10 protein-coding genes are annotated in these 16,226 nt (G+C 43.7%); 8 read left to right on the top strand and 2 right to left on the bottom strand.

All coding sequences use genetic code 11. From position 1 onward, the window contains the following. Window positions 1-84 precede the first annotated feature (84 nt). The 7 genes from SNE26_RS11365 to SNE26_RS11335 all read left to right on the top strand — a co-directional run bounded on the left by SNE26_RS11365 (window position 85) and on the right by SNE26_RS11335 (window position 11,056). A complete protein-coding gene (locus tag SNE26_RS11365; RefSeq protein ID WP_321559476.1) occupies window positions 85-1,260 on the top strand; it encodes a prolipoprotein diacylglyceryl transferase family protein in 1,176 nt (391 codons plus the stop codon). A 10-nt stretch (window positions 1,261-1,270) separates the two neighbouring features. Next, a complete protein-coding gene (locus SNE26_RS11360) occupies window positions 1,271-2,461 on the top strand; it encodes a hypothetical protein (protein ID WP_321559475.1) in 1,191 nt (396 codons plus the stop codon). Between the two features lie 156 nt (window positions 2,462-2,617). After that, the gene (locus SNE26_RS11355; RefSeq protein WP_321559474.1) at window positions 2,618-4,894 is read left to right on the top strand and encodes a GH92 family glycosyl hydrolase; all 2,277 of its coding nucleotides are present in this window, start codon (window positions 2,618-2,620) and stop codon (window positions 4,892-4,894) included. A gap of 46 nt (window positions 4,895-4,940) precedes the next feature. Next, the gene (locus SNE26_RS11350) at window positions 4,941-7,907 is read left to right on the top strand and encodes a discoidin domain-containing protein (RefSeq protein WP_321559473.1); all 2,967 of its coding nucleotides are present in this window, start codon (window positions 4,941-4,943) and stop codon (window positions 7,905-7,907) included. Window positions 7,908-7,975: 68 nt separating this feature from the next. Then, window positions 7,976-9,211 (top strand): L-fucose:H+ symporter permease, encoded by a 1,236-nt coding sequence (gene fucP / locus SNE26_RS11345; protein ID WP_321559472.1) that lies wholly within the window; start codon window positions 7,976-7,978, stop codon window positions 9,209-9,211. 109 nt (window positions 9,212-9,320) lie between these two features. Continuing rightward, complete coding sequence (locus SNE26_RS11340) at window positions 9,321-10,346, top strand: substrate-binding domain-containing protein (protein WP_321559471.1); 1,026 nt, start codon at window positions 9,321-9,323, stop codon at window positions 10,344-10,346. A 101-nt stretch (window positions 10,347-10,447) separates the two neighbouring features. After that, window positions 10,448-11,056, top strand: coding sequence for an MCP four helix bundle domain-containing protein (locus SNE26_RS11335; protein ID WP_321559470.1), 609 nt, complete (start codon window positions 10,448-10,450; stop codon window positions 11,054-11,056). 212 nt (window positions 11,057-11,268) lie between these two features. Here the strand turns inward: SNE26_RS11335 and SNE26_RS11330 are convergent, their stop codons facing one another. Beyond that, complete coding sequence (locus SNE26_RS11330; RefSeq protein ID WP_321559469.1) at window positions 11,269-13,635, bottom strand: alpha-L-rhamnosidase C-terminal domain-containing protein; 2,367 nt, start codon at window positions 13,633-13,635, stop codon at window positions 11,269-11,271. Window positions 13,636-13,912: 277 nt separating this feature from the next. On the opposite strand from SNE26_RS11330, the gene SNE26_RS11325 reads away from it, so the two are divergent. Next, on the top strand, window positions 13,913-15,358 hold the full coding sequence (locus SNE26_RS11325; RefSeq protein WP_321559468.1) for a TlpA disulfide reductase family protein: 1,446 nt from the start codon (window positions 13,913-13,915) through the stop codon (window positions 15,356-15,358). 5 nt (window positions 15,359-15,363) lie between these two features. On the opposite strand, the gene SNE26_RS11320 is transcribed toward SNE26_RS11325, so the two are convergent. After that, entirely contained in the window at window positions 15,364-15,960 is a 597-nt protein-coding gene (locus SNE26_RS11320) for a TetR/AcrR family transcriptional regulator (RefSeq protein ID WP_321559467.1), read from the bottom strand. Window positions 15,961-16,226 lie beyond the last annotated feature (266 nt).

The raw sequence follows: 16,226 nt of genomic DNA, 5'->3' as shown, positions 1-16,226 counted from the left end.
AAACCAATAGATAAACCACAAGGAGCCGGCGCTGTGGCATCGGCGCCCTTTTTTTGATTTGGCAGATAAACTTTAAATTAGGATATGTTTCCAACCATCGGCGATCTGATCTACTATCTCTTCCATATCCGGATTGGGTTTCCTATCCAAACGCTTGGTTTTTTTATCGCAATGGCCTTTTTATTTGCCTACATGGTGTTTACTTCAGAATTTAAACGGTATGAAGCCATTGGAAAGATCAGCGCATTTAAGCGGAAGGTGATAATCGGAAAACCCGCTTCGGCCGCTGAAATGATCATTAATTTTTTGCCCGGTTTTTTATTCGGTTTTAAACTTTTCGGGGTTGTTTTTAACTACGAGGTTTTTGCTGCAAACCCGCGGGCATATATCCTTTCATTGCAGGGAAATTTAACAGCGGGGGTACTTATCGGCGGTGCATTTGCCTTTTGGATTTACCGCGACCGGAAGAAGTTTGCATTGCCTAAACCGCAAGCAACTGAATACACAGTACATCCTTATCAATTAATGGGGCTGATCGTTTTCAGTGTTGGATTTTTCGGTTTCATCGGTGCCAAACTTTTTGATATCGTTGAGCATTTTGGCAGGCTAAGGTATGATCCTTTAGGTACATTGTTTTCGGCCAATGGGTTTGCATATTACGGCGGCCTGATCTTTGGCGCATTGACTTACCTCTATATCGGCCATCGGCATAACATGAAGCTGGTCCACCTTGCCGATATCGGTTCGCCGGGCATGATGCTGGCCTATGGCATTGGCCGTATTGGTTGCCAGCTGGCAGGTGACGGTGATTGGGGCAAGGTTAACCCACATCTAAAACCCGGTTTTTTAAGCTGGCTGCCCGATTGGATGTGGGCGTTCAATTATCCGCATAATGCTATAAATGCCGGTACACTGATACCCGGTTGCCTGGGTAACTATTGTAATCAACTGGCTAACCCGGTATACCCCACGCCGCTTTATGAGGCTTCACTTTGCGTTAGTATGTTTATGCTGATGTGGGTTTTTCGTAAACGGATAGTTACACCCGGTTTTATGTTTTTCCTGTACCTTGTGCTCAACGGTACCGAACGTTTTTTGATAGAGCAGATCCGTATAAACCCGGTTTATCATTTTTTAGGTTTGCCATTTACCCAGGCCGGTTTCATTGGCTTTTTAATGCTGATGGGAGGATTAACCGGTTTTGTTGCGCTGTTTGTTAAACACAAAAATCATCGTCATAAACATTTACCAGTATTATAAATATTATTTAATGAAGAAAATTAGTCTTGCTTGTTTAGCTTGTTTGGGTTTGGTTTTAGCCAATGAAGCCTTTGCTCAAAAAGCTGATACTGTTAATCTTACCGATATTAAATTTAAGGTAGAGGCCGCGCCGGAATGGTCGGCCTTGTTAAAGCGTGATTCGGGCTGGTTTGGGGGCGATGGTATTTATACTATCCCTTTGAATGGTAAAGAGATCGGACAGGCAAAAGCGAATGATAAAGTGCTTTTTATTTTCAGCGATAGCATGATTGGTGCTGTACGCGATAATACCACAGCGCCGGGAGCCATCATGATCCACAATGCAGTAGCTGAACTAAAGGGTAATGAACCCCTGGATAAACAGATGAAATTTTATTGGGATAAGAATGCTAAAGGAAAACCCGAATCTGTTTTTATCCCACGTACCCCTAAAACCGGCCCTACAGATTACTACTGGCTCGGTGATGGTTTTGTGAACCAGGCATTGAACAATAATATCTACATTTTTGGGTACAGGGTACATAATGTAAGCAACGAGGCATTTGGCTTCAGAGAGGTTGGCAATACCCTCATCAAGATCCCCGCAAACAGCAAACCGCCTTATAAAGACCTGAAGCAAATGGATACGCCGTTTTACCTAATGGATGAAAAAGGAGAAAGTGGTTCGTTTGGTGCAGGCATTTATGTAAATACCAAAGAAGCTGGTGCGCCCAAGCCCGATGGTTATATTTATGTATACGGAGTCCGTGGCATGGCCAAGCACCTGATGGTTGCCCGTGTTTTACCCGAAGATTTTGAAGATTACAGTAAGTGGACTTTCTATAGTGGCAAAGCCTGGGTAAGCGATATGGAACAGGTTGCTAATGTAACAAGCAGTGTATCAAATGAGTTAAGTTTTAGTCCGCTGCCTGATGGGCGTTATGCCTTGATATTCCAGGTAGGGGGAATGACCCCGACAGTGGGAATGAGGGTAGGCGCGAGCCCGGCAGGTCCGTTTGGCCCGATCATTAAATTATGGGATTGCAAGCCTGATCTTGTCGCCAAAACATTTGTGGTATATAATGCCAAGGCGCATCCAAGCTTATCAAAACCCGGCGAACTGCTGATCAGCTACAATATTAACTCGGTTGACTTTTTAAACGATCTGAAGAAATACCCTAATCTGTACAGGCCAAGATTTATCAGGGTAAAGTTTGAATGAGCACGAATAGGCTCGAATTAAGACGAATTACACGAATTTTAATGAACACGAATGGTTTCGAATTTTAGCGAATTGCACGAATGTTTTAATCTGAGATCAGCATTCGCGCCATTCGTTGTGATTAGAGAAATTAGTGTTTATTACCATAATAAACCAATGAAAATACGCTCCCTTGTTTGCGCCGCTGCATTTATGTATGCCGGAAGACTGTTTGCCCAGGAAAGCAATCTGGTTAAATATGTAAATACCCGGCAGGGTACTAATACCAAATATGAGTTCTCGTACGGTAATACCTACCCGGCTACTTCACTGCCTTTTGGTATGAACACCTGGACACCGCAAACCGGTAAAAATGGCGATGGGTGGAAGTACCAGTATTTTGAGCACACCATTCGTGGTTTTCAGCAATCGCACCAGTGCAGTTCATGGGTAAATGATTATGCGGTGTTTTCGCTGATGCCGGTTGCCGGTAAACTGCTTGTTAATGAGGATGAACGGGCGGCATCATTTAGCCACGATAACGAGATCGCTCAACCAGGCTACTATAAGGTAAAACTTGATAATAATATTACAACAGAAATGTCGCCGACCGAACGGGGAGCGCACCTGCGGTTTTCATTTCCGAAAGGCAAGGCCTCGTATCTTGTTTTAGATGGCTATACCAAAATGAGCGGGGTGAAGATCATTCCGGCTGAACGGAAGATAACAGGCTACGTAAACAACTGCCGCTGGGCCCCAAAAGATTTCCGGAACTACTTTGTCATTATTTTTGACAAGCCTTTTGCTGACTATGGCACCTGGGAAAATAAAAAGAATACGCTTGCCGCAAAAAACGAGGCCGCCGAAGGTGAAGGGATCGGAGCCTATATCAGGTTTAATGATGGCGAAACGGTAGAAGCCAAAGTGACTTCGTCCTATATCAGCCCGGAGCAGGCTGGACTTACCTTGCAAACTGAACTGGGCAAGTATAAGTCATTTGATGATACCCATAAAGCTGCCGATAAAGTATGGAACCAATTGCTTGGCCGCATGGCTGTTGAGGGGGCTACAGAAGAGCAAAAGGCAACTTTTTACTCCTGCATGTACCATGCCAACCTGTTCTCGCACCAGTTTTTTGAATATGGAAAAGGTGGCAAACCATACTATTACAGTCCATACGACGGTAAAGTACATGATGGTTATATGTATACCGATAATGGTTTTTGGGATACTTTCCGTGCCCAATTCCCGCTGAATACGGTATTGCACCCTAAAATGGAAGGCCAGCTTGTGCAGGCTTTGCTTGATGCACAGCAGCAATGCGGCTGGCTGCCGGCCTGGTCGTTCCCGGGTGAAACGGGAGGGATGCTGGGTAACCATGCCATATCCTTATTAACCGATGCCTGGGTAAAAGGGATCCGCACCTTCGATCCTAAAAAAGCTTTGGAGGCCTACTATCACGAAGCCACCAATAAAGGCCCATGGGGAAGTGCCAATGGGCGCCCGGGTTGGAAGGAATATTATGCCAATGGTTATGTGCCTTTTACGTCGCAAACCCTTGGCTCAACGGCATGGACGCTGGAATTTGCATACGATGATTTTTGCGGATATCAACTGGCTAAACTCACCGGCAATAAATTTTATGAAGATGTTTTTGCCCGGCAGATGTACAATTATAAAAACCTTTTTGATGCCAAAACGCGTTTCATGCGCGCGAAAGACGCGCAAGGTAATTGGATTGAACCTTTTGACCCGATGGATTGGGGCGGCCCCTATACCGAAGGTAATGCCTGGCACTGGACCTGGTCTGTTTTTCATGATACGCAGGGCTTGATCAACCTGATGGGTGGAGAGAAAAATTTCACCGCCAAGATTGATTCAGTATTTACTGAACCGGGAACAATTAAAGTAGGAGGGTATGGCCAGGTTATCCACGAAATGACGGAGATGGCTGCCTTTAAAATGGGGCAGTACGCACAGGGTAACGAACCCATCCATCATTTGCTTTATATGTACAACTATGCCGGCCAGCCATGGAAGGCGCAGCAGCATTTGCGCAATGTGATGGATAAAATGTACAACGCCGGCGAAAACGGTTACCCCGGCGATGAGGATGAAGGCCAGATGTCGTCATGGTTTGTGCTGAGTGCCGCTGGTTTTTACAGCGTTTGCCCTGGTACCGATCAGTATGTGATTGGTAGTCCGCTGTTTAAAAAGATGAGTATTGCTTTGGAAAATGGCAAAAAGTTCGTGATTGAAGCTAACAATAACAGTAAAGAGAATGTGTATATCCAATCGGCCACGCTTAATGGCAGGCCTTATACCCATAACTGGATCAGCCATGCTGATATTATGAACGGCGGCGTATTACACTTTGAAATGGGTGATAAACCGGCCATGAACCGGGGCTTAGCAGCGGATGACAAACCGTTTTCGCTATCAAAACCGCAATAAAAAGAGTAGATAATATGAAACTACTGAATACTTACTAAAACGATTTATGGTCAATATTTACAAATTAAAAAAGCCGATTCTGTTACTTGTTTCGCTGGTACTGGCGCTTAATATAGCATCAGCACAGGAAATCTTTTACCTCAACAACACCAATAAACAAATCACCTGGAAAGTAAAAGCCCAAGCCGATCTGGGAGCCGACAATCTTGATATCTACAAAAGCGGTTACGCTGCTACTGATTGGGTAAAAGCTATTGTACCCGGTACTGTATTTTCATCATACGTCGCAGCCGGTTTGGAAAAGGATCCCAATTTTGGCGATAATATTTATAAGGTTGATAAAAAGAAGTACGACCGCAATTTTTGGTACCGCACAGAGTTCAGCGTACCTTCGGGTTTTACCAAACAAAAGATCTGGCTTAATTTCAAGGGCATCAACCGCAAAGCTGAGATCTACCTAAACGGGAAGAAGATAGGCAGCTTAGACGGTTTTATGCAGCGGGGCATGTATGATGTAACAAAACTCGCAAATAAAACAGGGGCAAACACATTGGCTGTTTTGGTTTATTGCCCGCTTAACCCATTGGTAAATTATGCCAGTCCAACGTATATTCCCAGCGCCAGTTGGGATTGGATGCCTTATGTTCCCGGCCTCAACAGCGGCATTACCGATGATGTTTACCTAAGCAACACAGGTAGCCTTACTATTAATGATCCCTGGATTCGCACGGATGTGCCTACCACCGCCCGGGCTGAAGTATCCGTTGCGGTTGGGGTGAAAAACAGTACTGATACTTTTCAAACAGGAACCTTAACCGGGGTTATTAATCCGGGAAATATCCGGTTTACCCAAAAGGTATTTGTGGGTGCTAACAGCAATGCAGAGGTAAAAATCGACCCAAAACATTTTTCGCAGCTGGTGATCAACGGCCCAAAACTGTGGTGGCCCAATGGCTATGGTGATGCTAACCTGTACACCTGTAACTTAAGCCTGAAGCTCGGCGATGAAGTATCCGACAGTAAACAAATCCGGTTCGGCATCAAAAAATACAGCTACGATACCGTGGGCCATGTATTGCATTTGTATGTAAATGGCACCAAAGTGTTTTTAAAGGGCGGCAATTGGGGGATGGCTGAGTATATGCTGCGCTGCCGGGGAGATGAGTACGATACCAAAGTGCGCCTGCACAAGGAAATGAATTTTAACATCATCCGCAACTGGATAGGCTCGACCACCGATGAGGAATTTTATGATGCCTGTGATAAATATGGTATCATGATCTGGGATGATTTCTGGCTTAACTCTATTCCCAACTTGCCTAATGATGTAAATACTTTCAATGCCAATGCCATCGAAAAAATAAAACGGTTCAGGAACCACCCTTCCATCGCCATCTGGTGCGGTGATAATGAGGGTGAGCCTTTACCTCCGCTCAATAACTGGCTTCGTGAGGATATCAGCGCCTATGATGGTAACGACAGGTATTATCAACCCAACTCGCATGCAGGCAATTTAACAGGCAGCGGCCCGTGGACTAACTTCGACCCGCGCTGGTATTTCAGCCGTTTTCCTAATGGCTTTGGCGGTAACCAGGGCTGGGGGCTTCGCAGCGAGATAGGTACGGCGGTATTTACCAATTTTGACAGCTTTAAAAAATTTATGCCTAAAGATAAATGGTGGCCGCGCAATGAGATGTGGAACCTGCATTTCTTTGGCCCGTCTGCAGGCAATGCCGGGCCCGACAGGTACGACGATGGTATTAAAAACCGTTACGGTGCGCCTTCGGGTATCGAGGATTATTGTCGCAAAGCACAACTGCTGAACATCGAAACCAATAAAGCCATGTACGAAGGCTGGGAAGATAATATCTGGGAAGATGCATCGGGTATTATGACCTGGATGAGCCAGTCGGCCTATCCTTCATTGGTGTGGCAAACGTATGATTATTATTATGACCTCACCGGCGCCTATTGGGGGGCTAAAAAAGCCTGCGAACCGGTGCATATTCAGTGGAACCCGGTAAACAATGCTGTGAAAGTGATCAACACCACCCGTACTGACGAAAACAGCCTCATTGCTTACGCCGATGTTTATAATAGTGATGGACAGATTGTGAAACAATATAGCCAGTCAAAAACTATCGATGTGCCATCAAATACTGCGCTGAATTGCTTTACAATGGCTTTTGCTGATAACCGCGAAAATTTGGCACTAAACAAACCTGCATTTGCATCATCAACCACCATGGGTGAGGCCGGTTCTGTAACGGATGGTAACCCGGGAAGCAGGTGGGCCAGTAATTCAAATGATGCCGAATGGATTTATGTGGATTTGGGAAAAGAGGAGGAAGTAAACGGCGTGAAGCTAAATTGGGAAGAGGCTTATGGCAAAGCTTTCAGGATCCAGGTATCTGACGATGCCAAAAGCTGGAATGATGTTTATGAAAGCGGGGACGGCCATGTTGGTGTACAGCAAATCACTTTTGATGAAGTAAAAGGCCGCTACGTGCGTATGTATGGACTACAGCGAGGATCGGGATGGGGCTACTCGCTTTGGGGCTTTGAAGTATACGGCGGCGCGCCGAAAAGCAGCGGTCTTACGGATGTTCATTTCATCAAACTAAAATTGATTGATAAAAACGGAAAACAGGTATCTGATAATTTTTACTGGCGAGGCAATAAACGCACAGATTTTACCGCCCTTAACCAACTGCCAAAGGTTAACCTTAAAGTATCATCGATCATAAAACAAGTTGATGGTAAGTACTACGTGAATGCAGAGATCAGCAACCCATCGTCATCAAAGGCGGCTGCATTTGCCATTCGCGTACAGGCAACTAAAGCCGCCACGGGTGAACAGATACTGCCGGCAATAATGAATGATAACTATTTTTCGCTGATGAAGGGCGAATCAAAAGATATCAGGATTGAATTTGACGCAGCGTTGCTGGGCAAGGATAAGCTGAAACTATTGGTACAGCCGTATAATGATCCGGTAATAACAGAAAAGTAATAATAAGCCTTTGGTACGTTGAAGTTTTAAACTAATTTACCGGTCCAATTAACAAACAAACCTGCACAATGGATACCAAACCCAAATTCACCGAACGCAAGTTCCTTGTAGTACTCATTTTTGTAACCTCGTTATTTATGCTCTGGGGCATAGCTATGACCCTTGGTGATACCTTGAACAAGCATTTTCAAAATGTTTTACATGTTTCAAAATCACGTTCGGCTTATGTACAGCTATCATTATTTGGTGCTTACGCGGTGATGGGCATCCCGGCAGGTATGTTCATGAAAAAATTTGGTTATAAAAACGGCGTGCTTTTAGGCCTCGGGCTTTATGCTGCAGGGGCATTCCTGTTTGTTCCGGCGGCTGATGCTAAATCGTTTGACTTCTTCAGAATAGCCTTGTTTATCCTGGCTTGCGGCCTGGCTACACTCGAAACCGTTGCCCATCCCTTTGTTGCCTCACTCGGCGATCAGCGCACCAGCGACCAGCGCATTAACTTTTCGCAGGCTTTTAACGGCGTCGGCGGCGTTATTGGTCCGCTGTTGGGTGGTTATTTCGTTTTAAAAGGAGGACAGGAGCATTCTAACGATCTGATATCTGTAAAGCACCTGTATATTGTGATAGGAGCGGTGATTGCATTGGTTGGGGTAGCCTTTTCATTTTTAAAAGTACCTTCATTGCAGGATCCGCATGTGATAGCAACAGACTCATATGCGGTTGCGGGTGAAGGACATATTGCGGAAAGCCTGTTCAAAAAAAAGCATTTTGTATTTGCGGCCATAGCGCAACTGTTTAACGTGGCAGCACAAGGCGGCACCTGGGCGTTTTTTATCAATTACGGCCACGAGATCATGCATTTAACCGACGAACGCGCGAGCTACTATTTTTCATTAAGCATGGTGATGATGATGGCCGGTCGCTTTATCGGTACTTTCCTGATGCGTTACATAGCGCCAAACAAACTGCTGGCGGTATTTGCCCTGGGTAATATCCTGATGTGTGTTATTGTAGCGCAAGGCTTTGGCGTGGTGTCATTTGTGGCATTGCTGTTCATCAACTTCTTTTTCAGTATTATGTTCCCAACCATATTTAGCCTGGGGTTGAAAAATTTAGGTTCCCAAACACAAAACGCGTCATCATTTATAGTAATGGGGGTTGTAGGCGGAGGATTGTTTCCGCCAATTATGGGCCTGATTGCCAACCATAATGTTGCTACGGCTTATTACCTGCCTATCATTTGTTATATGGTGATATTTTTATTCGGGATCAGTTATCCAAAACTGAATAAAAAAGGAATATAATCAAATCAGCTTAATCGATTTATTTTTATATTTTGGCCAATAATCGCTTAATAAATCATGATTATTAAGCGATTATATTTTATATTTGATTTTAGCCAATTGTAAGCCATTGAAAAAACTATCGATTGTTGATATCGCCAATGAATTAAAAGTTTCTAAAACCACAGTATCGTTTATACTGAACGGGCGTGCAAAGGAAAAACGGATAGGTGAAGACCTGGTAGAGCGTGTTACCAAATACGTGGAAGAAGTGGGCTATAAGCCCAACTCACTGGCCAAAAGCCTGCGTACAGGTAAGTCAAATACCATTGGTTTAATGGTTGAAGATATTTCAAACCCATTTTTTGCCAGCATAGCCCGGCTTATTGAAGATAGGGCTTATAAAAACGGCTACAAAATAATTTATTGCAGTACCGATAATGATACCCAAAAAACCAAGGAACTGATCAATATGTTCCGCGACAGGCACGTGGATGGTTACATTATTGCTCCGCCCGAAGGTATTGAGGACGATGTAGAACAACTGCTGAAGGATGGCTTACCGGTGGTAATGTTCGACAGGCATTTACCAAAGGTAAATACTGATTATGTTGAGGTTGATAATCTTTTCAGTACATACAATGCCACCCGGCATTTGATACAGCAAGGTTATAAAAACATTGCCTTTGTCACATTTGCTTCCACACAAACACAAATGCTGGCCCGGGTGCAGGGTTATAAGGATGCGTTGAAGGAAAGCCGTTTTGCTCCGGTGGTTAAAGAGATTGTTTTTAACCAGGATGAAGAAATGATCATTAAGCCGATGACTGCATTTTTTAAAAAGCACCAGGATCTCGACGCGGTAGTTTTTGGTACCAACCACGTAGGTACCTGCGGGTTAAAAGTATTTAATACATTGGGTATCAAAGTGCCCGGGGACATGGCTGTGATATCGTTTGACGATTATGACGTTTTTAAGCTGTATTCGCCTCCGGTAACCGCCATAGCTCAGCCGGTTGAAGAAATTGCTGATAACGTGATCACCGTGTTACTTAAAAAATTGAACTCTAAAGGGGTTAGTACAGCCTCACATGCTATAATTCTTAAAACCAACCTCCAAATCAGGGGATCTTCATCGGGTTTAAAGATTAATTAAGAACGTAGTATATTTACAGGGACAACGGAGAGCCGCATGTAAAGGATGGGATTTCGTAAACACCTGTCCTTATCTTATCTTTAAAGAAACAATTTACTGCTATGACACGGGCTTATATTATAAAAAATAGGGCGAAAACGGCATTGGCATTAGCCGTGCTTACCGCTATGCTTTTGCTGGCTAACTGGAGTGGCCGCGATAATGTAAAAGAACTGGATAAAACGCTGGTATCCATGATGAACAACCGCTTGCTGCCCGCCACTTTTGTGCATGAAATAAGCAACCGGCTTTATGAAAATAAGCTGTTGGCGGCTTCAGGTTCAGAGAGCCAGGCTCAGATCAAAGGCAATAATGCCGCTATAGAAGTATTAGCTAAAAAGTACGAAGCAACTGAATTAACCCGGGAAGAATCTGCGAAATGGAAAACCTTCCGCACCCAATTACTAAGCCTGCAAACCCAGGAAACGGATGGGAATAATATGGAACATGTTTTTACAGAGGCCCTTAAATCGCTTGATCAACTGATGGCGATACAGGTGGGAGAGAGCAGCCGCCTGCTGCAAAGCGGGCAAAAAAGTGTTAGCTCAAGTATCCTGACCGCTAACTTTGGTGCTGTTGTTTGCATTGCACTGGTACTATTTATCCTGGTGCTATTAAGTGCAAGGGAACAACTGATTTTAAGGCCTGGGGAACGCCATCTGCTTAATTGAAAGTTGCTGATTATAGAACTTGTTTTAAAAATAGTATACACTAAAAATCGTCATTGAAGTTTTGGAATCCAACGGGGTTTTGAAGGCAGAATGACATCCTCACAACGTCGTGCTGAACTTGTTTCAGCATCCCACAGGACAGGTTCGCAACTGATTAGCAAGCGGCTTAGCGAGTGGGTATTGAAACAAGTTCAGTATGACCGTAACTTTTGTTAAATAACCATCACATTTTTACCAGCTTTAAGCGGGTATGATTTCGCTTTCCAAACCAATATACCGGATGTGTGCTGTGGTAAGCTGACCTTTATTTTCCACCTGTTATTTTCTAAAATATAAGCTACTGCAACCTTGCCATTAGGATGTGGGATCTCGCCGCTCACATTGGTCATCGTTCCCAAATGAGGTTCGATCTTGATCTTGCTGAATCCGGGCGAATAGCTGTCAATACCCAAAACAGTCCTGAAGAATTCAATGTTGGGGCTGCTTCCCCATGCATGACAATCTGAACGGCTGTATTTAAGATCGGAGTATTCGGCCCAGGTGGTTAAGCCCATTTTAATATTGTCGCGCCAGATACCCAGCCAGTTCATATAATCGTTGCCTAAACCACCTTTTACCAATGCCTGGTGCAGGTAATATTTAAAGTAAATGGTGCATTGAGTTAAAGACGTATCAGTCAATAATCTTTTAGATAACACAGGCAGATCTGCGTTTTTCACCATGCCTGTAAGTATGGCTAATGAATTGGCATGCTGCGAAAATTGTTTTTTGTCCCGGGTATCGGCATACAGCAATTTCGCGGGGTCCCAATATTTACGTTGAATGGTTTGCTTAAGCTTAGCGGCTTCTTTGTTATATAAAGTAGCATAACCCGGCATGCCCATTTTGGTTTCCATAGCAGCAGCCCATTGGTAAGCCCAAAGTAATTGCAAATCAATAATGGCTGAGCTGTCGTCGGTGCCTTTTGGCGGCGAGCCTACTTCCCAGTTTTTGCCGCTGGCCCAATCTACAAACGTCCAGTACGGAGTGTTTTTTAATGAGCCATCAGCTTGTTGGTATTGGCTGAAAAACTTTAATACTGCCCGTTCGCCATCCAGCTTACCCTTAATAAAATTACTGTCATCACGGTACATCCAGTAATCGTACAGCGTGCCTATGTACCATAATGAAAAAGTTGAAATGATCTGGGTATCATGGGTTGGGTAACGGCTTTGGGTAACGCCTTCTGTCAAACGGGAGTGATCCATTAGGTTAATGGCATTGCGGGCCAGCCGGTCGTCGCCGCTATAGTAGTAGGATATCATGGCCTGGATACGGGTATCGCCGATGTATTGCAACTGCTCATAATAAGGGCAATCTGTATAGGTTTCAAACGCATTAAGACGGGCGGTGCGCCAGCCAATATCGAGCATCTGTTTTATCTCCTTATTATCGGTATTGAAAATGGCACGTTGCTTAAATGGATAGCCGGTAAAGGTGCCGTACAGGTCATCAATAACCAAAGGCTCGCTTTGCGTATGCACAATTAAGCGGATGTACCTAAAAGTACGGAAGTTGAGCGTAGTATATGATTGTCCTTTGCTGCCATTGGAGATCAAACTATCATTTCTGCCCGAAAAATCCTTACCCTCCACATCATTACGGTTGCCTTTACGCATGCCATATTTGCTTAAATTATCAAAAAGCGACTCGGCATAGCTTAAGGAGATCCCGGCATCTTTCCCGCCGCTGAAATTAATGGTAGGATAGGCATTGGTAAGATGCGTTTGATCAAGCAGCATGGTAACGGTAGTATTTGCAGGAATAGTAAGCGTTGCTTTAGTGCCCGGAAAAGCCGGGGGAACACTCATCCCGGAAGCTTTACGTACAACAGGGATCCGCTCATAAATTAATTCCTGGTGCGGAATTGAGGATGGTACCAATTGCCAGCCGAACCCGTCCCACCGGCCTTTTAATTGCCCGCCGAAGAGGTTAGCCGCCTTTGGCCAGCTGCTATCATCCAAGTTAGGCGAATACCAGTTCATAATACTTTTATTCAGGTCCACCATTTCACCCGTGCTGGCAGCAAAATAGCCCCAGATGGGCTGATAGCCTTTATCCTGGATGCTTTTCCAGGTGTTATTGGTATTAAGGATCTCTTCGGCTGCTGAATTGCCTTGTATAATAAAGGCGGTACGGACACTGATCTGTGCTTCAGGGCGGTATTGAGCTTCGTTCCACACTAAAGCAGCTACAGTATTTTTACCGGCTACGAGATACGGGGCAAGGTCGACGGTTTCATAGTTCCAGTAAAAAGTGTCACCTCTTGCCGGGCCTAATGATACCAACGTGCCATTTACATAGAGTTTGTACCGGTTATCGGCCGATACATGAATAACAAAACTGGCCGGCTTGTTGGTAAGCTCAACGCTTTTACGGAAATAATAAATACCGTATTCATTTCCGGTGATGTTAGGCACGGAGATCCATTGTGCATTCCATGTCCGTTCCTCTGCAGTTTTATGAACAGGCCGGGCATTACTGTTTTGTGATGAGAAAAGGGTAGTTACAAATAAAATTAAAATCAGAAAATGTTTCATGCAGATTTCATTGGTTAATTGGTGATGGCCAGGTTGTTTTTCCTGCTTGCATTAAGTAGTTAATTGGTTTGACTAATATATTAAATCGATTTAGCATTTTATGATAATTTTTTCGTTTTTTATAATTAGCAAGGCTGATTTGGTTGCGCTCTCACTTGTGAACTAACCGTACGATCGGCCTGTTCCCCGGGTTGGGATAACATGCAAACAAAATCCTGAAGTTGTATTGAAATCGGCTGCTGAACTTTATATTTGTTTAAACCTACCAGTTACATCTATGAAAAAAATAATCCTGTTCCTGCTCTCATTTTATTTTATCGGCAGGGGAGTAGCTCAAACCCCGGTTCAACCGCTTGTTATACAGGGGAAACTCAGTAATTCGGCCGAAAAAATGTTGAAGATCTTTTTTGAAGATGCCAACGGTAAATTTCTGATAGATACAATCAGGCTTAATGATTTCGGTGAGTTTTATTTAAAAACAAACAAAATAGTAAGGCCTCAACGCACCAGCATCCAGCAAAACAATACGCAAATCAACCGGATCTATGTAGCGCCGGGTTATAACCTCCATATAACCGGTGATGCTGTTGATTACATCAACCTGTCGAAAACTAAAAAGATAACTGGTATAGGTGCCGAAACCAATCAATACCGTGTAAAATTAGATTCGATCCTGGTAGCCCGGAACGACAAGACAGCGTGGTATGAACTAAAGACCGATGAGTTAATCCAATTCCTCAGAAAAAGCAAGGCGTTGGAAGACTCGTTACTAAATGTGGTGTTTAACAAGCCGGCAAAGCAGGATCAATATTTCAATACGTTTAAGAAAATGATTGATTTGGATAACCAAAGCATGAGCTTTTATATGATCCTTCAGCATCTCGACTTGAGCAAATACAATGCAGCGCAGATGCAGGAACTGGTGTCAAAAAATACCCCTTCGGCATTTTCAAAAGGTATATCGCGCGACGAGTATTTAGTATCAGAAGATTATAAAACATGGGTACTGCCGCTTTACTATGTCTATGAACAGCGCCTGGATCAGCTGCGCGATTCTGCATTGGTAAAGCAGCCCGGTTATCCCCTTGAAAAAATCAAACAGCTTTTTACCGGCAAGGTTAGGGACTATTATCTGAACCGGTACGTTGAAAAAAGAATTGGTGGTGCTAACTCTCTTGAAAAGTTGAATATTGCCCAAAAGGAGATGCGCGTATTCATTGACGCAATTAGTAACCCGGCTTTAAAAAATAACATCGCCGGTAATTTTACCGAAAAAAAGCTACAGCTGATGCAGGTGCAAATTGGGAAACCGGCTCCGGCTTTTACTTTGCCCAGCGATTATGGCAAGGTTTTTAGCCTGGCCGATTTTAAAGGAAAAGTTGTTTATATTGACCTTTGGGCCAGCTGGTGCGGGCCATGCCGCCAGGAGATGCCTGCATATAAAAAACTAAGCGACAAATTTAAAGCTAATCAGCAGGTTGCTTTTGTTAGTATCGCCGTACATGACGGGGAAAAGGAATGGAGGAATGCACTCAAAGAAGAAAAGCCGGATTGGCTGCAGCTTTATGACAAAGACGGCATAGTTGCACAATCATACATAGCCTATGCAATTCCAAAATATATACTGATTGACAAAGAAGGAAGAATGCTCAGCTTTGATGCTCCCGGTCCGGGGAGCCCGCAGGCCGAACAATTAATCAATGAGGCTATCGCGAAGCCATAGCGTGTTTATGCTTTTTCCAGGGCGTATGACGCCAGTTCGGTTTTCAGGCTTTTGATCATGATCTGCATTGGCTTTGTGCTGTTTAATACCCTGCATATCGCGTTGCCGCCTTCTATCGAAAGCATCATCCGCGTTGCAAACTCAACAGGATTTATAGCGTTTGAGAGTTCTCCGTTATCAATTCCGTCCTGAATAATATTGGCATAGGTTGCTATAGCGGTGTCAACCATGTCCTTTAACTTTTTTTTGATGGCCGGGTTAGTATCATCCGTCTCTGTCGAAAAGTTAACTATTGGGCAGCCGCCTTCAATATAACTTTTCAATGGGTTTTTGCTGTTGTCTAAAGCGGCATTGATCTTGGCAATGGCGGTTTTATGCTTGCTTACTGTGTTGTTCCTTCTGTCGTTTAGTTTGCCTAAAAGGTAATCGACGGCGGCTTGTGCCAGTTCATCTTTACTTTCAAAATGACCGTAAAAACATCCCTTACTGGTATTGGCAACTTCAAGCACCTCATCAACCGAGGTGCCGGCAATCCCCCTTTCATTAAATAGAATGGCTGCCTGCTCAATAATGAATTGCCTTTTTTGCTCGCCTTTGTTCATCTTCAGTTATTTAATATGCAAATATAGACTAAATGGTTTAAAAAAGTAAAGGCGGTTGATTGGTTGTGAAAATTAACTGTGTGTTTTATTGTTTATAAATGTCTGTTAATTAATGTTTTATTTGTAGGTTCTTTTTGTAAATGTATAACTTTAGGTTGGTTTTTTTACACTGATCTTATGAATGTATAGTTTATAAGCCGATTAAACAGCGATTGACACAGTAATGTAAATATGGCTAAAAGTAGACTGAATGGTTTCATTTAATA

Origin of the sequence: Mucilaginibacter sp. cycad4, assembly GCF_034263275.1 — a bacterium.
Lineage (GTDB): Bacteria > Bacteroidota > Bacteroidia > Sphingobacteriales > Sphingobacteriaceae > Mucilaginibacter.
This window is presented reverse-complemented; position numbering and strand designations above follow the sequence as displayed.

Bases quoted from the DNA above. Each gene is read 5' to 3' on its own strand.
- SNE26_RS11365 (WP_321559476.1), top strand. From the start codon at position 85: ATGTTTCCAACCATCGGCGATCTGATCTACTATCTCTTCCATATCCGG.
- SNE26_RS11360 (WP_321559475.1), top strand. From the start codon at position 1,271: ATGAAGAAAATTAGTCTTGCTTGTTTAGCTTGTTTGGGTTTGGTTTTA.
- SNE26_RS11355 (WP_321559474.1), top strand. From the start codon at position 2,618: ATGAAAATACGCTCCCTTGTTTGCGCCGCTGCATTTATGTATGCCGGA.
- SNE26_RS11350 (WP_321559473.1), top strand. From the start codon at position 4,941: ATGGTCAATATTTACAAATTAAAAAAGCCGATTCTGTTACTTGTTTCG.
- fucP (WP_321559472.1), top strand. From the start codon at position 7,976: ATGGATACCAAACCCAAATTCACCGAACGCAAGTTCCTTGTAGTACTC.
- SNE26_RS11335 (WP_321559470.1), top strand. From the start codon at position 10,448: ATGACACGGGCTTATATTATAAAAAATAGGGCGAAAACGGCATTGGCA.
- SNE26_RS11330 (WP_321559469.1), bottom strand. From the start codon at position 13,635: ATGAAACATTTTCTGATTTTAATTTTATTTGTAACTACCCTTTTCTCA.
- SNE26_RS11325 (WP_321559468.1), top strand. From the start codon at position 13,913: ATGAAAAAAATAATCCTGTTCCTGCTCTCATTTTATTTTATCGGCAGG.
- SNE26_RS11320 (WP_321559467.1), bottom strand. From the start codon at position 15,960: ATGAACAAAGGCGAGCAAAAAAGGCAATTCATTATTGAGCAGGCAGCC.